Annotated in this window: 17 protein-coding genes; 10 read left to right on the top strand and 7 right to left on the bottom strand. The window is 43.7% G+C overall.

What is annotated here, in order from left to right; genetic code table 11:
• From AAFH98_RS11510 to greA, 3 genes are all read right to left on the bottom strand, one after another.
• Nucleotides 1-963, bottom strand: coding sequence for a UDP-glucuronic acid decarboxylase family protein (locus AAFH98_RS11510; RefSeq protein WP_342522861.1), 963 nt, complete (start codon nt 961-963; stop codon nt 1-3).
• A 75-nt stretch (nt 964-1038) separates the two neighbouring features.
• Nucleotides 1039-2403, bottom strand: a complete 1365-nt coding sequence (locus AAFH98_RS11515; protein WP_342522862.1) for a UDP-glucose dehydrogenase family protein — start codon at nt 2401-2403, stop codon at nt 1039-1041.
• Nucleotides 2404-2407: 4 nt separating this feature from the next.
• The gene (greA, locus tag AAFH98_RS11520) at nt 2408-2878 is read right to left on the bottom strand and encodes a transcription elongation factor GreA (protein WP_342522863.1); all 471 of its coding nucleotides are present in this window, start codon (nt 2876-2878) and stop codon (nt 2408-2410) included.
• 310 nt (nt 2879-3188) lie between these two features.
• On the opposite strand from greA, the gene AAFH98_RS11525 reads away from it, so the two are divergent.
• From AAFH98_RS11525 to AAFH98_RS11535, 3 genes are all read left to right on the top strand, one after another.
• A complete protein-coding gene (locus AAFH98_RS11525) occupies nt 3189-3347 on the top strand; it encodes a YqaE/Pmp3 family membrane protein (RefSeq protein WP_342522864.1) in 159 nt (52 codons plus the stop codon).
• 229 nt (nt 3348-3576) lie between these two features.
• Entirely contained in the window at nt 3577-4104 is a 528-nt protein-coding gene (locus AAFH98_RS11530) for an RNA methyltransferase (RefSeq protein WP_342522865.1), read from the top strand.
• 86 nt (nt 4105-4190) lie between these two features.
• Nucleotides 4191-4448: a hypothetical protein gene (locus AAFH98_RS11535; protein ID WP_342522866.1), complete on the top strand. Its 258-nt coding sequence runs from the start codon at nt 4191-4193 to the stop codon at nt 4446-4448.
• A 142-nt stretch (nt 4449-4590) separates the two neighbouring features.
• Here AAFH98_RS11535 and AAFH98_RS11540 read toward each other — a convergent pair whose 3' ends face one another.
• The 4 genes from AAFH98_RS11540 to AAFH98_RS11555 form a co-directional block, all read right to left on the bottom strand.
• Entirely contained in the window at nt 4591-5739 is a 1149-nt protein-coding gene (locus AAFH98_RS11540) for a hypothetical protein (protein ID WP_342522867.1), read from the bottom strand.
• Between the two features lie 36 nt (nt 5740-5775).
• Nucleotides 5776-13551 (bottom strand): cadherin domain-containing protein, encoded by a 7776-nt coding sequence (locus AAFH98_RS11545; protein WP_342522868.1) that lies wholly within the window; start codon nt 13549-13551, stop codon nt 5776-5778.
• 22 nt (nt 13552-13573) lie between these two features.
• Complete coding sequence (locus AAFH98_RS11550) at nt 13574-14173, bottom strand: phage tail protein (RefSeq protein ID WP_342522869.1); 600 nt, start codon at nt 14171-14173, stop codon at nt 13574-13576.
• 650 nt (nt 14174-14823) lie between these two features.
• Complete coding sequence (locus tag AAFH98_RS11555; protein ID WP_342522870.1) at nt 14824-15837, bottom strand: helix-turn-helix transcriptional regulator; 1014 nt, start codon at nt 15835-15837, stop codon at nt 14824-14826.
• A gap of 244 nt (nt 15838-16081) precedes the next feature.
• Here AAFH98_RS11555 and metG point away from each other — a divergent pair, with 244 nt between their 5' ends.
• From metG to guaA, 7 genes are all read left to right on the top strand, one after another.
• Entirely contained in the window at nt 16082-18115 is a 2034-nt protein-coding gene (gene metG, locus AAFH98_RS11560) for a methionine--tRNA ligase (protein WP_342522871.1), read from the top strand.
• Nucleotides 18116-18367: 252 nt separating this feature from the next.
• Nucleotides 18368-19726 (top strand): sodium-dependent transporter, encoded by a 1359-nt coding sequence (locus AAFH98_RS11565; RefSeq protein WP_342522872.1) that lies wholly within the window; start codon nt 18368-18370, stop codon nt 19724-19726.
• A 67-nt stretch (nt 19727-19793) separates the two neighbouring features.
• Nucleotides 19794-20369 (top strand): elongation factor P, encoded by a 576-nt coding sequence (gene efp / locus AAFH98_RS11570; RefSeq protein WP_342522873.1) that lies wholly within the window; start codon nt 19794-19796, stop codon nt 20367-20369.
• A 16-nt stretch (nt 20370-20385) separates the two neighbouring features.
• A complete protein-coding gene (gene accB / locus AAFH98_RS11575) occupies nt 20386-20895 on the top strand; it encodes an acetyl-CoA carboxylase biotin carboxyl carrier protein (protein WP_342522874.1) in 510 nt (169 codons plus the stop codon).
• Between the two features lie 17 nt (nt 20896-20912).
• Complete coding sequence (gene accC, locus AAFH98_RS11580) at nt 20913-22259, top strand: acetyl-CoA carboxylase biotin carboxylase subunit (protein WP_342522875.1); 1347 nt, start codon at nt 20913-20915, stop codon at nt 22257-22259.
• A 14-nt stretch (nt 22260-22273) separates the two neighbouring features.
• Nucleotides 22274-22654 (top strand): glycine cleavage system protein GcvH, encoded by a 381-nt coding sequence (gene gcvH / locus AAFH98_RS11585; RefSeq protein ID WP_342522876.1) that lies wholly within the window; start codon nt 22274-22276, stop codon nt 22652-22654.
• Between the two features lie 51 nt (nt 22655-22705).
• Nucleotides 22706-24256: a glutamine-hydrolyzing GMP synthase gene (guaA, locus tag AAFH98_RS11590; protein ID WP_407935508.1), complete on the top strand. Its 1551-nt coding sequence runs from the start codon at nt 22706-22708 to the stop codon at nt 24254-24256.
• Nucleotides 24257-24259: the final 3 nt, after the last annotated feature.

The raw sequence follows: 24259 nt of genomic DNA on the forward strand, positions 1-24259 counted from the left end.
CTACGTATCTATGACTTGGGCTTTAAAATAGCTCAGAGCCTCCGCTAATCCTTCCTTCCGGTCTACCGTTGGCTCCCAATTTAATACTTCTTTGGCCCGACCAATATCCGGCTGACGTACCTGGGGATCGTCTTTTGGAAGTTCTTTGAAGATAATATCGCTATCCGAACCGGTCAGTTCGATTATCTCTTTAGCAAATTCCAGGATGGTTATTTCCTCGGGGTTTCCAATGTTTATAGGTTCTACAAAATCAGATTTAGAAAGTCTCCAAACTCCTTCTACAAGATCATCTACATACATAAACGAGCGCGTTTGCGAACCATCCCCATAGACCGTCAATGGTTCGCCACTTAATGCCTGTCGCATAAATGTTGGTAGTGCCCGGCCATCGTGCAAACGCATGCGCGAGCCGTAGGTGTTGAATATCCGTACAACACGCGTATCAATTCCATGATAGCGGTGGTATCCCATCGTCATTGCTTCTGCAAAACGTTTGGCCTCGTCATATACTCCACGGTGTCCAATGGGATTTACATTGCCCCAATAAGTTTCTTTCTGAGGATGTGTGAGCGGGTCGCCATAGACTTCGCTTGTAGAAGCCAGCAAAAACCGAGCATCCTTCTCTTTCGCCAGTCCCAGTGCTTTATGCGTTCCAAGTGAGCCTACCTTCAATGTCTGAATAGGCATTTCCAGATAATCTACAGGAGATGCCGGGGATGCAAAATGCAGGATGAGATCTAAATTCCCTTTTACATGGATAAAGTTTGTAACATCGTGATTGATAAACTTAAACGAGTTATTACCCATAAGATGAGCAATATTATCGGCACTACCCGTTAGAAGGTTATCCATGCAGATAACATCGTACCCTTCTTTAAGGTAGCGATCACAGAGATGTGAACCTAAAAACCCTGCTCCTCCTGTAATGAGAACACGTTTTTTTTGCGATGTGGAATCTGCCAAAGTGTAGTAATATTAAGGTTATAGCCGAAAGATATCATTGAGGTCTATTTCTGATTGAAATAGACCTCAGAAAAATTATTCTTCAGCTTCTTCAACAATCTTATTTTTCTCCACGCCAATTGCTGGCCGACCCACACTGATATAAGTAATACCGGCTTTTTCGGCTCGTTTAAGGTCATAGAGGTTGCGTCCGTCAAAAATAACCGGAGTTTTCATCTCGTCGCCAAAGTTATCGATGGTCGGCCGGCGAAACTCATTCCACTCCGTGCAGATCACCAGCGCGTCGGCGCCGTTGAGGGCGGCTTTTTGGTCGTGGACAAAGGTCGTGTTGTCCAGCACCGCTTGGCTCGTCGCTTGCTTGAACGTGCCGATTGCTTCGGGGTCGTAAGCCAGCAGTTTCGCGCCTCGCTTAACGAGCTCTTCAGCAATATACAGCGCCGGGGCTTCGCGGATGTCGTCGGTTTCGGGCTTAAAGGACAGTCCCCAGATCCCGAAGGTCATCCCGCTGAAGTCGTCGGTGTCGTAGTAGGCTTCCATCTTTCGGACGATAGAGACCTTCTGGGCGTTGTTCACCTGCATCACTGAATCTACAATCTTGAAGTCGTAGCCGTGCTGGGCGGCCGTATGGTGGATGGCCTGCACATCTTTGGGGAAGCAACTGCCCCCGTAGCCGATGCCGGCAAACAGAAAGCGCTTGCCGATACGGGAGTCGGTGCCGATGCCGCGGCGGATATGGTCAACGTTGGCGCCCACCTTCTCGCAGATGTTGGCCATTTCGTTCATAAAAGTAATCTTGGTCGCCAGCATGGCGTTGGCCGCGTACTTGGTCAGCTCGGCGCTGCGGCGGTCCATCGTAATAATGGGGTTGCCGGAGCGGACAAACGGCTCATAGAGGGTAGTCATAATCTCGGCGGCCTGCTCGCTTTCGGTGCCGATCACCACGCGTTCGGGATATTTAAAATCTTCGACGGCGGCCCCTTCCCGCAGGAACTCCGGGTTGGAGACCACATCAAACAGCTCCGGGTCCACGTGGTCGGCAATAATATTCTCCACACGGTCGCCGGTCCCCACCGGCACGGTGGATTTGTTGACAATCACCGTATAGTGGTCGACAATGGGACCAAGCTGTTTGGCCACGGCCATCACCGCGCTCAGGTCGGCTTGCCCGTCGCCGCCCGGCGGGGTCGGCAGGCACAGAAAGACGATGTCGGCGGTGGGCACTGCCTCGGCGATATCGGTGGTAAACTGCAGCCGCCCCTCCCGCTGGCTGCGGGCAAAGATGGTTTCCAGGCCCGGCTCGTAAATCGGAATCTGGCCATCGTTAAGCTGGTCAATTTTGCTTTCATCAATATCCACGCACGTTACGTTGTTGCCGGAATCGGCAAAGCAGGTCCCGCTGACCAGCCCCACATATCCCGTTCCTATCACTGCTATATTCATTTATCTATCGCTCAATATTTTTAATTTCCAGTTTTAATGTTCCTGCCGGTACATCTACATCAATTGTTTCACCTATTTCGCTACCCAGAATAGCCTGGCCAATTGGAGATTCGACAGAAATTTTATTCTTCTTAAAATTTGCTTCGTCTTTGGAGACGAGCGTGTATTTAACTTCTTTTTCTACCGTATGGTTATATATTGTAACCGTTGAAAGCAAATATGCTTTATCGGTTTTGATATCCTCTTCATCTAATATACGGGCATTGGCCAAGGCATTCTCGAGTTCAGCGATACGTTTTTCAAGCATGCCCTGGGCTTCTTTAGCTGCATCATATTCTGCATTCTCACTCAAATCGCCCTTTGCCCGAGCTTCGGCAATTTCTTCAGCGATCTCTTGTCGACCACGGGTTTTTAAGTCTTTTAACTCTGCTTCAAGCTTTTCATAACCTTCTCGTGATAGATAATTCTTGTCCACGGTGCTTTTTCTTTGATTTAAATCCTTGTTTATGCAAGTCCTACAAATAATAAATGCCAGCTATCAAAGCTGACACTTTTTGCAGGCACCTTAAAATACCATGATTTGTCCTCTGTTTCCAAATATAAAATATCATCTAAATTACTGACAAAATTCTTACACAATCATATACTGAGGAGTTTTAACTAAGCGTATTTTTTATTGCAATTACTGTCAGGCGTGGATATATATTAGATTAAAGAATCACGAAGATATAGATATGGTAAAAAGGTAATCGAGGTAATTTTTTTAATCCCTAAATCAGTGAAAAATGGATCTACTAAAAATAATATTTGCCGTTATCCTTCCTCCCCTTGGTGTATTTTTAGAAGTAGGCTTAAAAGGCGCATTCTGGTTAAATATTTTGCTTACAGTATTGGGATATATTCCCGGAATTGTCCATGCTATTTGGATCATTGCCCGAAAGTAATTGCGTACTGATTTAGAGCACTTTGCCCGTATTCTTACTTATTTAGATTGAATGGCGATTATTTCGACAAAAAGGACGCCCTCTTCCTTTGAAATGTAAAGAGCAAAGATTTAAACAAGATGGTGATCAAATCTAATACTTAATTTGTCTTCTCTAAATTTCACCAATCAAAATTTGTACTTTGTGCCTACTTGTAAGTAAAAGAGAATATTCAAATCGTTAGTCTTAGATGAAGAAACTAAGTACCAAAGAAATTCTGGAACAAAACTTAGACCGTGATACCCCTCAGGAGTTGGGAAATCTTAAAATATGGCTCCATAACGTTCGTAGTATGCATAATGTGGGGGCTGCTTTTAGAAGTGCCGATGCTTTTGGGATTGATAGTATTTTGCTATCGGGATATAGCCCTACCCCGCCTCGGCCGGAAATTTCCAAGACTGCTATTGGAGCAGAAAAGTATGTGAATTGGGATCATACAAATGACGTTGAGTTAACCGTCGAGGAATTACAAAAAGATAATTATACCATCATTGGGCTGGAACAAACGACTGAAAGTATTTTATTGCCGGATTACAGTATCCCTGAAAAAAATAATGTATGCCTCGTTTTCGGTAACGAGGTTACCGGCATTGATGATGAACTAATACCGTTTATTGATGATTTTGTGGAAATTCCTCAATATGGACATAAGCATTCTCTAAATGTATCCGTTACAGTAGGGGTCGCCCTATATGCATTTTTAGAAAAATATTGGTAACTCCTATTGTTAATTGATCCCCCTTGTTGTAAATTTATTAGATCCTATTTGCATATGTTATATAAAAAATCAGAATTGAGGACGGTTTGAATACAAGTAAAAGTTTGAGAGAATATTATATCACCGGTAAATACAAAGGATATTATAAGCTGAGAGAACGACATTATAAACTATCGGGCAAGGTTCATATGACGTTTTCTAATGGAAAAAAGGAGTTATTTGCCATAGGTAAGTTTAAAGAAGAAGCCTTAAACAATATTTTTGCTCAGATTGACGTGATTGCAGACAATACCAACACTACCTCTGCTTCGGGAAATAGTGGGGGAAATATCTGCTTGTTTTAAACATGGTATTATCCAGGGTTACAAAATTTTTGTCAATGCATTTTAGCTTTAAATATTAGTAGCATTGATATTAAAAATAACAATGCTACGATCATTAAAGGGCAAACTAATCAAGCATCAATTAATTGCACTAATGGTAACTTCATTGCATTGCAGGTCTTCCCGGTGGATTGGGTAACTCTGATTCTCCACTGCCTGTTAATAACAGGGTGCCAACGCTAATTGCTGCTGAAGCCCCGGCCCCTAACAGTAGCCAGCGTTTATTGGTTGCCAAAAATCCTTTGTGCTTAGTTTTAGAAGTAGAATTAGGGAGGTCAAAAGAAATTCCCGTTTGGTTATACAGGTTGCTGTTGAGCAGAGGCACCGTCATTTTCGTAATGGGTGATAATTGGCTTTCCAAATGCCCAGTTTCAAATTCCCCATCCTGCCACACTCTAACTGGTACCTCAACGCCATCCCGGAGATCTATAACCATTGCAACATATCCCTCATCCGAATAGGCCCTATCTTGCCATTTTTGATGAAAGGTAGTTACAAATACATCCTGCAATTGGGGAAATTGATATACACTAATATCATCATATGTAATTACCTTTTGGGAGTTTTCTGAATCGTTAATTGATGCCGCAAACTCATCCGCAGATATAGCCGTATACCTGAAATACGGACCCATGGTATCCTGGTAAAAGTATCGCACAATATCTCCCTTTACGATATGGGCATTTGAGGCTAAGCTTGATGAAACTTTCTGCGGGTCCTCATTTGTGAGTGCATTCTGGAAGGTCTGGAGTGTTTTAACTACCTCTGCCCTTTTTCGTGAACTGGCCTCGATCTTACGGTCCAACGCTAATTGATAATTATGGAGATGATCCACCAGCTTAACACCAATTAGTTGGGCATCACTGTTGAACTGTAAGGATAATGCCCGATGTTCAAGCGTATCCGTCTGAGCCGTTTTTACATAGATATCACGTATCTCATATGTCCCGTCAGGATGGGATAGTACATGTAACGGTTCAGCTGTTCTCATAGCTGTTATCCCTTTGGTATCCATTACATTATTCAGTAATCCAATAGCGGGATGATTTCCTGGCAGCGTTATGCCTTTCCAACTTTTGGGATGATTGATCCCCTGCTTGATTTTGCTAATATATATCTTCATTGAATCAGCAGCCCCATTTGCAGGATCCACCGAAAGTTTAATATTTGATTGCTGCGCAATGCCATGGCTGATTATGGCAGTTATCAGAACGAATGCAAGGCCAATTATACGGACTACTTTCCAGTTCATCGTTGATTGTTTTGTATCTTTATTTATAAGCATTCTCTATTTAATGAGTACCATTTTTTTTGTTTGGACCTTCTGCCCCACAATTAATCGATAAAAATAGGTACCACTGGCTAACCGGCTACCATTAAATCTTATTTTGTGCCATCCGGCTTTCATCGATCCATTGACAAGCGTTTGAACCTTTTGTCCCAGAATATTATACACTTCCAGGATCACATCACTCTGCTTTTCAATGCCAAACTGTATTGTCGTGGTGAGATTAAAAGGATTTGGATAATTCTTATTGAGCTTAACTTGTTCTGGAAGCATATTCTCCTGAACCTCTTTGAGTTCGTCAACCGATCCGGTGTAAACCTCAAATTGTTTACGACCCTTTGCGGCCATAAAGGTATAGGACTCCCCATCGCTGAGTATTTTGGAGCGTCCCTTGTCTGGCTCGATAACTAATACCGCCATCTCTGTAGTAAATCCTGATATGTTGGGTGACCATTCAATTTTCTTGCGTGTGGTAGCTTTTATTTCCACAGTGTATTGTTTACGGTCACGGTCATAGGTATCTCCTATAGTATGCAGCATCTTTTCACGTGCTGATTTCTGCTCATCCACAATTGTGGCACCGAACTTGCTCAGCTTTAATGGTGGCATATACTGCGTATAGGCTTTCCGCTGATCAACATCCTGGTCATATATCATATGTACCCGGGCTGGTTGCTTACTATCTTCAATGTGGATATCCAGTGCTATCTCCCCTGACAGTGATTTTGATTTAGCAAGCTGTTTCTGCTCTTCATTGTTTGTTCGTTTTTCGAGACTGGTATAGGGTATTTCGAGCTCCAGATTTTGGTCATTATCATTGTGCACGTAGTAGGCATGGAATGGAGCCAGTTCATCACTTTCAAAGAAGCTTTCCTCATACCCGAAGAGCATAATATTTTGCTGGTTATAGATCTGCACCTGTTCCCATTTGATGACGCTTCCAAAAGGATTGGTGATAATATTCCATCCCGGTTTTAAGTTAAGGGAGTAAGTATCTTCTTCTGAAATTTGAACGGGATCAATATTTCCCCCCAACGTAATCGGCTTTTCGCTTAGCACCCAATAGCCCCTACCTTCAGTAAAGCTGAAGGGGTTGTCACTGGAGTATTCTTCAAGATAATTTTTAGCATTGCCATTATCCGAAAAAACTTTCCAATCAGTACCATATTCCCCGTCAAAAAGTTCGTCAACTGATACTTCTTTACGACCGGGTAACCCTACTAACCGATAATCATTAGCACGTAAACTACGTTCATTGCCGGAATTATTCCCGTCCCCAAAAGTAATTTGTTCTTCTTGTATATTGTTTTTGGGTGGAATGCGTGTCATGAATGTTCGAACCTTGCTATAGGGACTTGTAGTAAGATTATTTTCAATTCGAACCTGCCAAAAATATTCGGTCTCAGTATCAAGTCCCTGGAGGTTTAGTGATACTCCTTCTACAAGAGTATCCAGCACAATTGATTGTAGCTGATTATCGGTACCCAGCTGGACACGATATGTACTCTTTTCTTGCTGAGATTGCCAAGAGAGTTCCGGAGCAATACTTATCTGTTCTTCATTGTTAGCGGGAAATGATAACTCAGGAGCAGCAGCGGTAGTTACAAAACGCCATGACTCGGCCCATGGCCCACTACCAGCGCTATTGATTCCACGAACCCGCCAATAGTAGACTCTATTGTTATTGAGGTAGCCATCCAGGGAAAAGTCAGCGGAGGTAAGTCCCTTCTCTTGAACTTTGATTTCAGAAAAATGTTCATCGGTAGCAATTTCGATTTCATAAGAATCGGCTTCATCCAGTGATTCCCATGTAAGTGTTCCATCAAGAGTAATACTGCCACTTTCATTACTGGGACTACTAAGCGTAACTTGTGGTGGAAGAACGGGGAGAGTCGCAAACTGATACTTTGACGACCACTCCCCATTTCCACCCGCGTTTGTACCACGTACACGCCAGTAGTAGCTGGCCTCTCTGTCTAATTTTTCATCAATCTGTAGATTGGGTTTGGTAATACTGGTTTTACTAATAATGATTTCATCCTTCTCAAAGGAGTTTTCAGTAGCCAACTGTATTTCGTAGGTATCAATGTCTGATTGTGACTTCCACTCCAAGGTGGGCGTTACCGAAACATCTTCGGTCTTATCTTTGGGGGCAGTTAGTACAATCTTTTCAGGAACCTTAATATCAACAGTAACATCAAACGTTAAATGATATCGTTTACTACCATCACTTGCTACTAAGGTAACCGTAGCTGTACCGTTTTTACCGGGGTTGGGCTGAAGCTCAATAGTACGGTCAGAACCACTTCCTGTTAATGCAAGATTTTGATCTGGAAACAATGATTGATTATCGGATGTTGCCGTGACATCTATCTTTGAAAGGTCGGTATTGGGATCGCTGACGGAGTAGCTTACCGAAAGAGAAGCCCCATCTTTGGTAACCGTTTGATCATCAATGTCAGAAAGAATGGGGCCGTCATTGGTGAGGAAACGAGTTCTGGTATCTTGTTTTTCATCCTGGACATCGATGTACACATCCTTAATACCATCCGCTTTAATGATGATATCATCAGATCCCCCAAAGCCGTTTTGAGAAACATCGATTTCGAGCTGACCATTATTTTTACGTACAGTGCCGGGATAAGACAAGCCGGTATAACCTTTGAGCAATACTGAATTTCCTTCAGCTATATCCGTAATGGTATCTCCGTTTAATTCAGATTCGGAACCAATAACCTCATCAGCACCATCACCCAGCGTGATCGTATCGACACCTTCGCCCGGACGAATAATATCATCACCAAGGCCGCCGTCTAACTCCTCGTCAGCATTACGTCCATTGAGAATATCATTCCCTGCTCCACCCTCAATAATACCGGTAATTATCCCTGATTCAGCGGTAAAGGTATCATCTCCATCGCCCAGGTTAACAGCTATACCGCTGCCTCCGGTAATATCGCCCCTGTTAGTTACCGTATGATTGGCACTGCCCAGCTGTAAGGCAACATTAGCTGAACTTTCGAGCGTACCGCCGGACTCATTGACCAGCGTACCGCTGATGGTTCCATCAATACGCAGGGCATTTCCTACAGAGGTCATGGTTCCCGAATTGGTGACATCTCCATCAACCTCTTGTGCAAGATAAACCCCGTAACTGTCGGCGGAAATGGTACCGCTGTTTATAAAGTTACCGTCTACAGACGTCCTGATATCGAAACCCACAGCCGCTCCCGCCATAGTACCAGTATTAATAATATCTCCAGCAATAGTAGAAGCATTATCTATAAGAATGAGCTGATTTTTCGGCGCTCCGTAGTCGTTCCTAATGAGTCCGTTGTTTTCAAAGCCGTTGGCAAGGGTGGTATTTTGAATGTAGAAAGCCAGCGTCGGATCAACGGAACTACCCTGCCCCTGCTTCAAATCACCGTTATTGATAATTTTCTCAAATGAGCTGCCGTCAGCACTGAAAATATAGGCCCCGTTGGTACCCGTGCGTGTTACACCGGATGCCACTTCCAGCACAGCATTGACCTGCCGCGGCTTGCCGGATACAAAGATCTGTTCCGAGGATGTTTGCGGCTCTTCTATGCGGATGGTATCACGGCTGCTGGATTCCACTTGTGCCAGCCCAATGGCCTCATATACATCCAGTCCGCCGCCATCAGCTCGTTCTTCTGCTTCCGATTTACCGTCAAACGAGTCCTGCGAATCCCCGTCTACGACGAATGTTTCCGCAATATCATTGATCGTAACATCGGCTGATTCACTGGCCGTAAGTCCGACATCATCGGTGGCCTCAATTGTCAGCGTTACCGAATTACCACCCTCATAATCAACATCGGCCGCGTCATCCACCGTAATTTCTCCAGTGTTAGAATCGATGGCAAAAGCGGCAGTGCCATCGCTGTTATAATCGGGATTGCCGCCCGTAATATCGAAGGTAACGTTATTATCGGCTGCACCGCCATCTCCGTCGGTGGCATCGATATCTGCAATAGCTGTTCCGGCAGAGCTATGTTCATCAATACTTACCGAAATAGGACCGGAAACAAAAGACGGCGGACCGTTGGGTGTTGCCTCATACACCCCCATGTCTACCGTGCCACCACGGGTGCGGGCATTGCCGGCAATATCGGTAGAAATGCCCGAAAAAATAGCATCGTTATCTCCGGCGTCTATAGCAGGTGAAACAGGCTGCAAAACGAGTCCATCATCAGCGGTAAACCAGGTACCATCAGCCCCGGCAGGATTAGAGGCATCTACAAACTGAGGATTAGCGTCGATGTTGGTGCTATTCGCAAAAGACACCGAATTGCCATTTTCATCGAGATAGGTTGTTTCATCTCCTAAAAAGTTATATACACCTGCTGTACCACTTTCAATGAGCGAATGGTGGACAGAGAGTGAAATCTCTTGATTATGAATGTGATTCCCATTCCTCTCAGCATGATTGTCGTAAAAAATGGTGTTAGAAATTGCAGTGTTTGTGTCTGTACCTTGATTTGAAATAGCTCCACCATCTCCATTTGGCCCAGAGGCTCGGTTGTTAATAAATACGCTATTTATGATCAATAGCTCAACAGACGCATCTCCACCACTCATTTTAATTGCACCACCTTCACTATATTCTTCTGATACATTATTACTATAAAAAATGGTATTACTGATAATAGAACTACTTGTCCTATTTATATAAATGGCTCCACCATGACCATATGATCCAATAGCAGTATTCCCCTTAAAGATGAGTCTGTTTAATGTAGGACTACATTCACTACCAGATCCCACACCCTCACAAAAAAGTCCACCACCGTGTTTTTCGGGATCATTCCCCTTCGCCTGTCCCGCGGTTACGGTAAGCCCGTCAAAAAGCGTGGTATTGGTTATAGAACCATTGCTATCACCATCTATAAACAGCACATGATTGCTATTGGTGCCATTAATATGGTCCGTTCCACTAAAGGTATTGGAGTCGCCATCACTATCAGTATTGGGGGCAAAGGGATCATCATCCTGGGCAATATCACCAGACAGAATAGTACGATGGCCCGAAATGTCGCGGTCGCTCAGCTGGGTTTCCGTTCCGTCGAAGCCGCCGTATATTTTGAGTCCATCCTGATCGCCGGTAATAGTGAAATAGGCTGTTTCGTCATTGGCAGTCACATTAGTGCCCTCATCGGGGTAATAGATACCCTCGGCGATCCAGATTTGGTCTTCGCCGCCGGCGGCAGCTAAGGCATCCTGTAGATACTGAAAGGCGTTATTCCACGAAGAGCCGTTGTTGGAACCCGTGGCATTTCTATTCACATAAAAAGTTTCGGCTACCGGGTTTACCGTTATAGTAAAGGAATCGTCCATGGTCTGGTCGCCGCTATCTTCGGCACGGATAGTGATATTAGCCGTCCCAGACTGGTTGGAGTGATAATCGAGGGTGAGCTGATCCGTGCTGTTATCCACAGAGGCATTGACCAGGCCGCTGTTATCATTGCCCTGCACCGAGAAGGTGAGATCGGAGCTGTTGTCTTCGGGATCAGAAAAAACATTAGTCAGATCATAAGTTTCATTAGCGGCGTCTTCATCTACGGTAAGATCGGAGATAGCATTGGCGACCGTGGGTGATTCATTCACATCAGTCACGGTGATGGTAATATGTTGATCTGTGTAGCCGTCTCCGTCGCCAGCTGTTACCTCCAGCTCATAATTGTTATCAGCATTATTGTCATTGGGATTTTCAAAATCGCCCGGCACATCCAAGGAAATTTCGCCGGTCGTAGAATTAATTTGGAATAATGGCGCATCGCCTCCACCGGTAAAGTTGTAATTGATATTGACATCATTGCCCCCACCGTCGCCATCATTGGCATTAACATCCAGCACAATGCCTGTGAAATTTTCATCAACGGTTGCGGATGAACTTGAAGTAAAAACCGGCGGATTGCTTGCGACCGTACTTTCATATACGCCCATATCAACGGTGTTGCCCCGGATACGGGTATTTCCGGCAATATCGGTGTTTATTCCCGATGGAATTGCATCATTGTCTCCGGCATTGATAGCAGGGGAACTTGCTTGAAGGCTAAACCCATCGTCATCAGTAAACCACATTCCGTCAACTCCGCCGGGATTGGAGGTATTTACAAACTGGGGATTGGCATCAATATTTCCGCCCCCATCGGTACCCAAATCACTATTCCAGTTTGAACTACCGCCCGAGCCCTCGATAAGAGAATGGCTAATAGTGGCAGTAGCCATGGTCATGTTGTAAATATTATTATTCCCTCCGTTGGCAACGTTTTCATAGAAAATAGTATTGGTGATGACAGGTTTAGCATTTAGGCCGTCGTTAAAGATGGCTCCCCCATTACCATTTTGCCCTGATACCCGGTTGGCGACAAATATCGTATTTGTGACCGTCGGATTATTTTCGGAAAAATTGGTCATAGCTCCCCCCTTTCCATATTCTCCCGATGTACTATTTCTATAAAAAATAGTGTTATTGATAATTAAATTTTTTGCACCTGAATTATATATTGCTCCACCATTCCCATAGGGTTCAATTGCAGTATTTCCTACAAAAATGAGCCTGTTTAAGGTGGGACTGCATTCGCTGCTTGCCCCTTCCCCCCAACAAAGAAGCCCCCCACCGTGTTTTTCGGGATCATTACCCTTCGCCTGTCCCGCGGTCACGGTAAGCCCGTCAAAAAGCGTAGCATTCGTTATAGAATCGTTGCTATCACCATCAATAAATAATACATGGTTGCTGTTGGTACCGTTAATATGATCGGTGCCACTAAACGTATCAGGATCACCATCGCTGTCTGTATTGGGGGCAAAAGGATCATCATCCTGGGCAATATCACCAGATAAAATGGTACGGTGGCCCGAAATATCGCGCTGGTCGAGTTGGCTTTCCGTGCCGTCAAATCCGCCATAAATCTTGAGTCCGTCCTGATCACCGGTGATGGTAAAACTGGCGTTTTGATCTCCCTCGGACACATTGGTACCCTCATCGGGATAATAGGTGCCTTCGGCGATCCAGATTTGATCGTTATCGGTGGCTTGGTCCAGAGCATTTTGCAGAGAGGTGTAGGCGTTGGCCCAAGAAGTGCCGTTGTTGGCGCCGGTGGCATCGGTATCCACATAAATAGTAGTGGGACCCGCATTAGCATCTTGTATAATCAGTGACATATTGTCAAAAAACACATTATGGAAAGTCGCATCCCCGCTGTCATTTTGATCTTCGTTTTGGGAATGAAGGCGTAGCCGTACTGAACGGGTGCCGGAAGGCACCGTACGCGAATCACTCACCTGTTGCCATGCTCCGTCGGATTCGAGAAAACCGGAATCAAAACTCTCTATATCCGTATTACTGCCATCCAAAAATGTAACGGTAAACTTGCCTTTATCGGCATCTAAAGAGTTGGTCCGAAGCCAGCCACTGAAATCAACAGTTGCATCGCCCGCATCTATACTGCCAGCCCAACCCGATACATCTACTGTCTGTTCTATATAGGTAGCCAAATTATTGGATGAGTTTTCAAAAAACATGATACTCCCGCTCTGGGCATCCGGGGTAAAGCTTTTTGTTTGACTCACCTCATCGAAAGCTCCGCCTGTCGAATTTATCCAATCTCCTTCAAGAGTCCCGTCTAAAGAACCACTACCATCTTCGGCCCCTCTGTTCGTCAGCAGTTGGGTTTGGCCCCAGGCCGAAATAGGAAGTAGAAGGACAATGAAAAGGACATATTTTAGGATGTGGTTTCCCATGAATTTCATGAGCAGGTAATGGCTATAGAATTTATTGGTCTTTTTGTGCCGAAGGGTAATGCCCTCTAAAACAGATGATATAGTTTAGTCCCTGGTAGGGTTGTCGGTTAGGAATAGGTTCACTTTTCCCCGTCTGACCAATGGTTACTTCAATTGAACCCGAAATACTATCGTTGTTCAGTGTTGAATTGCCGGAACTGCTGTGATAGGCTCTCACATCATGCGTTGTCTCTCGGCTTTCCTGAAAGTAGTTCTTGGCTAAATAATTGTCTTTGGGATTTATTTGATTGCCTTGTTCTTCATTTACGGTAATTTGTAGCTTAGAGGTAGCTGTGGCGCCATGAGTATGGGGCGGAAGTTGTGGAGGCGTTAGCCGGTTTTGTTCTTTACCACCGGTTTGCCCAAGCTTTATTTGATCGAAGTCTGATCCTTTTCCTACCCCTACTGGAACCCTTCCTCGTAAGTCCGGTAGTTTAAAATTCTTCTCTCCGTCTCCCCCATACGTACTTCCTACTACAGCAAAAAGGGATTCGTAATTGCTTATCTGTAATGTTTGTCCATGGCAAGGGGCCCAATTTTTAGGGATATCTTTGCCTGCAAAAAGTCGTATTTCTCCTACAGTTCCGTCCATAATCGTCTATTGGTTTAAATTGATATGTTTGTAGATGAAATGATCGGGTGAATCCAAATTGTTTAAGCCAAGACAGGAATTCATAAACCGAATTGGGTAGCAAGATTAATAGAGCAAAGCCTTTGCGTACAACAGTAGTCTTTATGGTTGCCAACGTAATCTGAACTTTTCCTCAAAAACCATAATTTCTTTTTTCCATTTCTAAAGAAAAGAAATTCCTTCTTGGCAGGTATATTCAGATATGGTCAAATAAAATAATCAGATAAGCCCAATCGGTGCTTAATACGACAAAAAGTCAAAACATTTGCCATATCACGTTATCCTGACCTGTGTGGTCTTACTTACGTAATCGGATTACGTAGTACTATGCAGACCAATCATATAGTACTGTGTGCACTCTCTACATCGTACTATACGCAACCACTACATAGTAAAGGGCAGCTTCTGGGTAGTGCATGAGACTACTTGAGGGTAGTGAAACAGGGTACTTGTGGGTGGGGAGACCATATAAATAGGTCTCATAGTTAAATACCTTTTGTGGTGTTCCTTTTATTTTGAGGTTATACTATTCCTTTTTTTGTAATCAAAAAACGAATCAAAACAGTTCTTTAACTGAGGTATTTAAGTAAACCTTATTACCTTTTTGCCCTTTACTCTTTTTGGTATTGTCCGGGCGTAATATTGAATTCTCCTTTAAACGCCCGAATAAAATTGGAGGGATTGTCAAAACCCAGTTGGTAAGCGACTTCCGAAACACTGTTGTCATTTTCTTCCAGCTTTTGGCGGGCCAGCTGCATTTGTTGCTGCCGGTAGTATTGAAAGGGGGTGATATTCAGTTCTTGTTTAAAGTTTCGTTTTAAACCCGACACAGATACCCCGAAAGTGGACGCAAGAAAATCCATGCCCGGGAATGATATGGAAAGGCGCTCATCCAAATAAGCTGTAACCTGGTGGGCTACATTTTGAGTCAAAGCAGAGGGACTGATCGTTTCTTCGTTTTGGGATACCTGTAGTCGAAAAAGCGTATCAAGCGTATTACTGATATGGGTAAGAAGATGAAGTTTATTAGGAGCGGACGATGAGGAGTCTAAAACTGTTTGAGCTAACTGTTTAACCTTTGCTTTAACGGGAGCTGGCCATTGCGGAATAACAAACATGCAATCAGTGGGTTCGTTAATAATGCGCTGCATACGAGGATGAGATATATGTTGCCTGTTGATGTACTCATCGATAAAGTTATGACTAATCACAATTTGCAGGTTTTCTTCATAATAACCAGCGGGCAGTTCCGTAATATAATTGGCGTAATTACTAAAAAACGCAATAGTGCCTTGGTGCATATCGTAATGCTTGTCACCGTTAATTAGGCGGGCTGGTTTATTTTGATCGAGCAGACATTTGAGCGTATAGAATTTACCTTCTTCTCGCGGAAGAAGCTCCATCCGGTGTTTTACATGGCACTCGGTCTTTTGGTGTAAAATTAATACATCATCAGCCAGCAGCTGATAAGCGAACTCAAAATTGTGGTAATCGTTGTCAGCGGTATAAACATTACGGTTGGGATCATGATCAAGCAGATCGCTCCATTTGTCCATCACAGCATGGAAAGTCGAAATGGGGAAAAACTGTTGCTGCAGTTCAACCGTATCTGATTCTTCTTTCATAAAATATGTTGGGGTACCCTGTTAAGCCTTGTACATTTTCGCCGTCTGCTCAAGAGTAATAAAAAGTATGCAAAAATGCAGTTCATATTCTGGGGCTTCGTTATTGCTCAATAATGATTTGGTCTTACTTGTTATTCATTGTTTAATCACTCAGTCTACGTAAAAAAACCAATACCATATTGTCATTTTAGGACCGATACTCTTATTTTCGACTTCTGGAAATCCAATTTCAAAAATCTGATTCATGTCCAAACGTACGCTTGTTACTTCTGCCCTCCCCTATGCCAATGGTCCCATACATTTAGGTCATCTTGCCGGCGCTTATTTACCGGCCGATTTGTATGTCCGTTATAAGCGGTTACGGGGAGAAGATATCGTTCATATTTGTGGATCAGATGAACATGGTGTCCCCATTACTATAGCAGCCGAAAAAGAAGGCGTTAGTCCGCAGGATATTGTGGATAAATTCCATGAGCAGAACAAACAGATTTTTGATGATTTTGGTATTGATTTTGACTACTACGGACGTACCAGTTCAGAAGTTCATCATAAAACATCCCAAGAGTTTTTTACGAAACTATATGAGGATGGGGTTTTTGTACAAAAGACCGAGGAGCAGCTTTATGATCCCAAAGCCCAAATGTTTCTTCCCGATCGGTATGTGAAGGGCACTTGTCCGAATTGTGGATATGAAGAGGCCTATGGCGATCAATGTGAAAGTTGTGGAACCTCCCTCTCTCCTACGGAGCTTAAAAATCCCAAGAGTGCCATTACCGGCGATACGCCCGAGACTAAAGAAACTACCCACTGGTATTTGCCGCTTGGTGATTTCCAGGAGCGGCTCGAAAAATGGCTGGAGACCCGAGAAAACTGGAAACCTAATGTGATGGGCCAAGTAAAAAGCTGGCTGAATGATGGCTTGGCGGATCGAGCAGTAACCCGTGATCTTACTTGGGGCGTTCCGGTTCCGCTTGAGGATGCCGACGGCAAAGTGCTGTATGTCTGGTTTGATGCGCCCATCGGTTATATTTCTGCTACGAAAGAATGGGCGGCTCAGCAAGGTGAGCCTGAGAAATGGAAAACCTATTGGCAGGACGAAGAAACAGATCTTATTCACTTCATTGGAAAAGATAATATTGTTTTTCACTGTATTATGTTTCCTGCCACGCTGATGGCGCATGGCGATTATGTATTGCCTAAAAATGTACCAGCTAATGAATTCCTAAACTTAGAAGGCAACAAGCTCTCTACCTCTCGTGGCTGGGCTGTGTGGCTGGATGAATACTTGGAGGATTTTGATGCCGACTTGATGCGATATGTATTGGGTACAAATCTCCCTGAAACAAAAGACTCCGACTTTTCCTGGGAAGATTTTCAGAATAAGGTAAATAGTGAGCTTGCAGATGTGCTTGGTAACTTTATTTACCGTACCACTTCTTTTACAGAGAACTATTTCGATGGGAAAGTTCCGGAGCTCGATAATCCTACCGATAAAGACCTGGATACGCTTAAGGAAATCACCAAGCAGAAAGAAAAAATAAGCAAAGCATACGAAAACTTTAAGCTTCGCGAGGCTATAACTCAAACGATGAATTTGGCTCGTATTGGTAATAAATACTTTACCGAAATGGAGCCGTGGCAAACACGAAAAAATGACCGCACAACCTGTGGCAATACGCTGCATGTTTGCCTGCAGATTACAGCGGCATTGAGCGTGTTGTTTGATCCCATCTTGCCAAACAAGATGGCCGAACTACGGAAAGAGCTTAATATCGATGATGGCTCCTCATGGGATGCTATTTCTGATTCCATCTTGGAAAGCAATTCCTCAATTAATAAGGGGGCAATACTATTCGAAAAAATTGAAGATGAACAAATAGAAGAACAACTTAATAAATTGAAAGAACGAGCAGCAGATAACGAAGACAGCGCGAAAGAAAACTACGAACCACTTAAGGAGAATATGGAGTTTGAGGATTTCATGAAGATGGATCTTCGGGCCGGAGAAATTATTGCCGCCTCTGCCATTGAAAAAGCTGATAAGCTTCTGAAGATAACGGTCGACCTTGGTTTTGAAGAGCGGATCATTGTCTCAGGAATTGCAAATGATTTTGATCCCGATGAGATAGTAGGCCAAAAAGTGTCTGTGGTAGCAAATTTGGCACCTAAAAAGTTGATGGGGGTCGAAAGCAATGGGATGATTTTGATGGCCGAAGAGGAAGATGGATCACTAAAATTTGTGGACACTGACGCCAAACCAGGCAGTGTTATAAAATAGTTTTATTTAAATCCGCAGGGTTTTGGTAACAACGATCAGTGCTGTGTCACCCTGAACTTGTTTCAGGGTCTATAAAAAAATCACCTTTTTTATTACGATATGAGTTACAGATGCTTAACCAAGTTCAGCGTAACATTAATAGATTAACATCTTTTCAAAAATTTGACTTGTAAGTAAGCATCTTGCATTACATTTTACGGCGACTTTTATTTTAATGCTTATAAACCAAAATTAACGACGGGGATCTGACTTTTGGCTGATTCGACAACAACTTCACGGGGAAATTGGAATTCGAAACTGGGATTTATATTAGCAGCTGCGGGCTCAGCTGTTGGACTGGGTAACATTTGGGGATTTCCTACTCAGGTCGCTGAAAATGGTGGTGCCGCCTTTCTCTTCATTTATCTGTTATGTGCTTTTGCAATCGGCTTTCCGGTGATGGTGGCCGAATTGACTATGGGACGTAAGACTGGGCGAAATCCCGTGGGGGCTTTTAAAGCTCTCGGCGATAATAAGTTAATGTATTCCGCTATTGGAATGTGGGGGATCTTATGTGGTGTCATGATCCTTGCCTTTTATACCGTCATTGCCGGCTGGACAGTCAGCTATGTGTTCGAAGAATTCTTCTTTTACTTTGGGATGTCTGAATGGGCTACGTGGATATCAGACACCGGAAATGGTCCCATAAACGCTGTCTTTGCAACCGTTTTTATGGGGGGCACAGTCTCGATTATTTTGGGAGGCGTCAGTGACGGTATCGAGCGAGCTACTAAACTAATGATGCCACTCCTTATTGCTATTCTTGTCATTATGATTGGCTACGTTCTTACCCAGCCTGGTGCAGGTGTTGGAATAAAAGAATATCTCTTCCCAGACTTTTCCATGGTAACTCCGGGGCTAATATTTTCAGCGATGGGACAAGCTTTCTTCTCCCTTTCCCTTGGGATGGGCGCTTTAATTACATATGGCTCCTATCTCAGCAAGAAAGAAAATATTCCCGAAGCCGCTGCATATGTTACCTTGACAGATGCTACAATTGCCTTTTTAGCCGGACTTCTGATCATTCCCACAATGTATATGGCCCAGGCTCAAGGAGTGCCCATTTTTGATGAAAGTGGCAACTTGTTAGCCAGCGTCGCCTTGATCTTCCAGGTGCTTCCGGAACTTTTTCACGAAATTGGAGGCTTGTTGGGACTAATTTTCGGAGCCAGTTTCTTCTTTTTACTTAGCCTTGCAGCCCTTACATCCACAATTTCACTGCTGGAGGTTCCTGTCTCCTATGCCATTGACGAGCACGATATGAGTCGTAACAAAGCGGCTAAACTTATTGGAGGTGGTGTTCTTATTATTTCGCTAATTATCTCTTTCGATACCTCCCTCATTGATGTATTTGTCGTTATTTTTAACGAGGTGGGTCTCCCCCTCGGTGGGTTCTTAATTTGTATCTTCTTGGGATACTATTGGAAAACAGATAATGCTCTTAAAGAAATGGAGAATGGTTACCCAGGTATCATGACAAGTATCTTTGCCAAGGTATGGCCAATCTTTATTAAGGTGATTGCTCCCCTGGCTATCCTTTATAACTTACTGTCTGGTCTGGATATAATTTAAGGCTTGTTATCCTTCTCGGCTCCTCGTATTTTTCGGCACTAATTTTTGAAGATTATTAATACAACTTATGGCAAAAGTTTCGACATCAAATTTTAGAACTGGAATGGTAATACAGCTTAATAATGAGCTGTACGAAATTGTGGACTACCAGCATGTTAAACCTGGTAAAGGCGGTGCTTTTTTACGCACAAAATTAAAAGGGGTAGTCAACGAAAAGAATATTGAGAAGAAATTCCGTTCCGGCGAAGATGTGGAAGAGATTCGGGTTGAGCATCAGCCGTACCAATTTCTCTATAAGGATGGGAATCTGCACTATTTTATGCACGGCGAAACATACCGGCAGCTCCCTGTATCTGGAGAAAATGTAAAAAAAGCAGAATTTATAGCCGAAGGACAGGAATGTACGTTGGTTATTGACGTTGATAACGAAGAGGTACTGTATGCACAGCCGCCAGATCATATCACAGTAAAAGTAGCTAAAACGCGTCCGGGTCTTAAAGGCGATACTGCTACCGGAGGAAGTAAACCTGCTACGTTAGAATCGGGTGCTACCGTACAAGTTCCGCTATTTATTAATGAAGGTGAAGAAATAAAAGTAGATACCCGAACATCAGAATATATTGAACGAGTAACATCAAATTAACTACTCATAAACTATTATGGATTTAAAAGTCATTGAAAATCTTCTGGATCTCATTGCAGAAAGTGAAGTCAATGAAGTGTCTATTGAAGAAGGGGATTTTAAGATTAAGGTAAAGAAGAAACCGGATATCAAGGAATCATCGGCCCCACAAATGCCGGTGCAGTATCAGGTTCCGGCTCAGCCTCAACCTCAACAACAGGCGGTACAGCAACCCCCTCAGCAGCCCCAACAGGCGCCAGCTGGTGGAGGTGGTGAGTCTGCTGAAGAATCTGGAGGTGGCGATGAACCTTCGGGCGATGTCGTTAAGTCTCCTATAGTAGGTACTTTTTATCGATCCCCCTCTCCTGACGATGACCCGTTTGTAAAAGTTGGTGATTCTGTGGAGAAAGGTGAGACCTTGTGTATCGTTGAGGCTATGAAGATTATGAATGAAATTGAATCTGAATACTCCGGTGAAGTCAAGAAAATCCTTGTTGAGGATGGCGAAGCCGTAGAATTCGATCAACCGCTCTTTATCATCGGGTAAAATCAGTAGATAAATTCATGTTTAATAAAATTCTTATCGCCAACAGAGGCGAAATTGCACTTCGTATTATTCGTACTTGCAAAGAAATGGGAATTCCAACGGTGGCTGTATTTTCTACAGCCGACCGTGACAGTCTGCATGTGAAGTTTGCTGACGAGGCTGTTTGTATTGGACCCGCTCCGAGCAAGGATAGTTATCTTAAAATTCCAAATATTTTAGCTGCTGCAGAAATTACTAACGCAGACGCCATTCACCCCGGATATGGTTTTCTATCCGAAAAAGGTGAGTTCTCACGCATTTGTAAAGAGCACGACCTTAAGTTTATTGGTCCTGCTGCTGAAAGTATTGATGCTATGGGAAATAAATCAATGGCTAAGGAAACTATGGAAGACAGTGGTGTTCCAACGGTGCCGGGTAGTGAGGGCGTTGTTGAGAGCTTGGAAGAGGCTCGGGAGATCTGCCAAGAAATTGGCTATCCCTGTATTATCAAGGCTTCTTCCGGCGGCGGCGGTCGTGGTATGCGTGTGGTGCACGAAGAAGCCAACCTCAAAAATGCATACAGCATGTGTAAAAATGAGGCTGAAACGGCTTTTGATGATCCCGACGTCTATATCGAAAAGTTTGTCGAAGATCCACACCATGTTGAGATCCAGATTATGGCCGATCAGCATGGTAATGTTATTCATTTAGGTGAACGTGATTGCTCTCTGCAACGGCGGCACCAAAAGATTTTAGAAGAAGCGCCCTCTCCCCTAATGACACCAGAACTGCGCGAAGAAATGGGAACGGCTGCTATTAATGCAGCGAAAGCGGTAGATTATGAAGGAGCCGGGACGGTAGAATTCTTGGTCGACAAAGACAAGAATTTCTATTTCATGGAGATGAATACACGAATCCAGGTTGAGCACCCGGTGACGGAAGAAATTACCAACTATGATCTCGTTGCTGAGCAAATTAAAGCGGCTGCGGGACATGAGCTTGAGCAAAAGGAGCTTAAAATGCGTGGACATGCTATTGAGTGCCGTATCAATGCAGAAGATCCTGAACATAACTTCCGTCCTTCTGCTGGAAAAATTGAAGTGTTTCACACTCCTGGCGGTCATAGTGTTCGGGTTGATACCCATGCTTATGCTGGATACCGAATTCCGCCCAATTACGACTCAATGATTGGTAAGTTGATTGTAAGCGCTCCAACCCGCGAAGATGCTATAAAACGCATGAAGCGTTCGCTTGAAGAGTTTATCATCGAAGGAGTTAAAACCACTATTCCTTATCATATCCAACTGATGGATGATGAAAACTTCAAAAACGGTACTTTCAATACGAAGTACTTGGAAGAGTTTAAATATAACCCTGTAAACTGATTTAACCTACTAATATGAGCTATCCCACTGATCTGAAATACACCAAAGAACACGAATGGATTAAAGATAATGGCGACGGTACGGCTACGGTTGGCATTACTGATTTTGCCCAGAGTGAGCTTGGTGATATTGTATTTGTCGAAATTGAACCGGAAGGCTTCGAGTTTGATCAGGATGAAGTGTTTGGAACGGTTGAAGCAGTGAAAACGGTTTCTGAACTCTTCGCTCCTATCGGTGGAGAAATTGTGGAAATCAATGAGCAACTCGAAATGGAACCAGAACTCGTTAACGACGATCCCTACGGGGATGGCTGGATGGTTAAAATTTCGATAGCTGATGAGTCACAGCTCGATGAGCTGATGTCGGCCGAAGAATACGAAGAAATCGTCGCTTAAATGTTAATGGCACCCCTCGAGGGTGCCTTTTTATTTTCTCCTTATCTGATTATGCAACACCGTCCCCAAGACTGGATTCTAATACTCGATTTCGGATCACAATATACACAACTTATTGCCCGTAGAGTTCGCGAATTTAATGTCTATTGCGAAATCCATCCTTTTAATAAAGATCTTTCTAACTTTTCGGATAATCCGCCCCGTGGTGTGATTTTATCGGGTGGCCCCAGTAGTGTTAACGATGAAAATGCTCCTGGTCTCAATGAGGATATTTTTGACTGGGATGTTCCTACCCTTGGTATCTGTTATGGGCTTCAAATTTTGGCACATAGCGAAATTCCAGGTAGCGTGGAAAAAGCTGAACGCCGAGAATTTGGACGTTCAGAGCTTATTGTTGACGACAGTTCCGACCTTTTGAAAGGGATTCCCGAAGAATCCGTTGTTTGGATGAGTCACGGAGATCATATAAAGGAATTGCCTGATCAATACACTATTATTGGTCATACCGATAATGCCCAAGTGGCCGCTGTACGACATATCGAACACCCAATTTATGGAGTACAATTCCACCCCGAGGTTGTCCATACCGTACATGGCAAGCAGATCTTTAAAAATTTTGTATATGGTATCTGCAACCTCAAAGGTAGCTGGACGGCCCATTCATTTATAGAGTCAACCATCGAAGAAATTCGTGAAAAGGTTGGGGATGATCGTGTAATTTGTGGCCTTAGTGGTGGTGTTGATTCTACGGTTGTGGCAACACTTGTTCACAAAGCTATTGGCGATCAGCTGCAGTGTATTTTTGTTGACAACGGTGTGCTTCGCAAGAATGAGTTTGAAAATGTATTGGAACTCTATGAAGAGCAGTTGCACCTACCTGTTAAAGGTATTGATGCCAGTGACAAATTTTTAGAACGTCTTAAAGGCATTGTAGATCCCGAAGAGAAACGTACGATTATTGGGGAGACATTTATTGAAGTTTTTGATGATGCGATCGCTCACGATAATTCGTATAAATATTTGGCGCAGGGTACACTCTATCCAGATGTAATCGAAAGTATCTCCTTTAAAGGGCCTTCGGCCACAATCAAATCACATCACAACGTAGGTGGTTTACCTGAGGAGATGAACCTTGACCTTATTGAACCGGTTCGCGAACTTTTTAAGGATGAAGTCCGCAATGTGGGGCGAGAGTTGGGAATTCCCGAAAACTTTATCAAGCGTCATCCCTTCCCCGGGCCGGGTTTAGCCATTCGGGTTATTTCGGACGTAGATCGTCCCAAATTGGATATTCTTCGTGAGGCTGATGATATTTTTATCAGTGAACTCCGTAAAAATGATCTCTATGATGAAGTATGGCAGGCTCTTGCTGTGCTATTGCCAGTGCAAAGTGTAGGTGTTATGGGAGATGAGCGTACCTATGAATTTACTATTGGGTTGCGGGCCGTTACCAGCGTTGATGGTATGACGGCCGACTGGGCCCATCTGCCCCACCCATTTTTGGCACATGTCTCTAACAGGATTATCAATGAAGTTCGAGGCATCAATCGCGTGGTGTATGATGTGAGCTCAAAGCCACCGTCAACCATCGAATGGGAATAATCT

The sequence above is a fragment of the Fodinibius sp. Rm-B-1B1-1 genome, assembly GCF_038594945.1.
Classification (GTDB): Bacteria; Bacteroidota; Rhodothermia; order Balneolales; family Balneolaceae; genus Fodinibius; species Fodinibius alkaliphilus.

What these genes read in the sequence shown, in the direction of transcription:
- AAFH98_RS11515 (WP_342522862.1), bottom strand. Translation starts at nt 2,403, where the DNA reads ATGAATATAGCAGTGATAGGAACGGGATATGTGGGGCTGGTCAGCGGG.
- AAFH98_RS11525 (WP_342522864.1), top strand. Translation starts at nt 3,189, where the DNA reads ATGGATCTACTAAAAATAATATTTGCCGTTATCCTTCCTCCCCTTGGT.
- AAFH98_RS11530 (WP_342522865.1), top strand. Translation starts at nt 3,577, where the DNA reads ATGAAGAAACTAAGTACCAAAGAAATTCTGGAACAAAACTTAGACCGT.
- AAFH98_RS11540 (WP_342522867.1), bottom strand. Translation starts at nt 5,739, where the DNA reads ATGAACTGGAAAGTAGTCCGTATAATTGGCCTTGCATTCGTTCTGATA.
- AAFH98_RS11545 (WP_342522868.1), bottom strand. Translation starts at nt 13,551, where the DNA reads ATGAAATTCATGGGAAACCACATCCTAAAATATGTCCTTTTCATTGTC.
- AAFH98_RS11550 (WP_342522869.1), bottom strand. Translation starts at nt 14,173, where the DNA reads ATGGACGGAACTGTAGGAGAAATACGACTTTTTGCAGGCAAAGATATC.
- AAFH98_RS11555 (WP_342522870.1), bottom strand. Translation starts at nt 15,837, where the DNA reads ATGAAAGAAGAATCAGATACGGTTGAACTGCAGCAACAGTTTTTCCCC.
- metG (WP_342522871.1), top strand. Translation starts at nt 16,082, where the DNA reads ATGTCCAAACGTACGCTTGTTACTTCTGCCCTCCCCTATGCCAATGGT.
- efp (WP_342522873.1), top strand. Translation starts at nt 19,794, where the DNA reads ATGGCAAAAGTTTCGACATCAAATTTTAGAACTGGAATGGTAATACAG.
- accB (WP_342522874.1), top strand. Translation starts at nt 20,386, where the DNA reads ATGGATTTAAAAGTCATTGAAAATCTTCTGGATCTCATTGCAGAAAGT.
- accC (WP_342522875.1), top strand. Translation starts at nt 20,913, where the DNA reads ATGTTTAATAAAATTCTTATCGCCAACAGAGGCGAAATTGCACTTCGT.
- gcvH (WP_342522876.1), top strand. Translation starts at nt 22,274, where the DNA reads ATGAGCTATCCCACTGATCTGAAATACACCAAAGAACACGAATGGATT.
- guaA (WP_407935508.1), top strand. Translation starts at nt 22,706, where the DNA reads ATGCAACACCGTCCCCAAGACTGGATTCTAATACTCGATTTCGGATCA.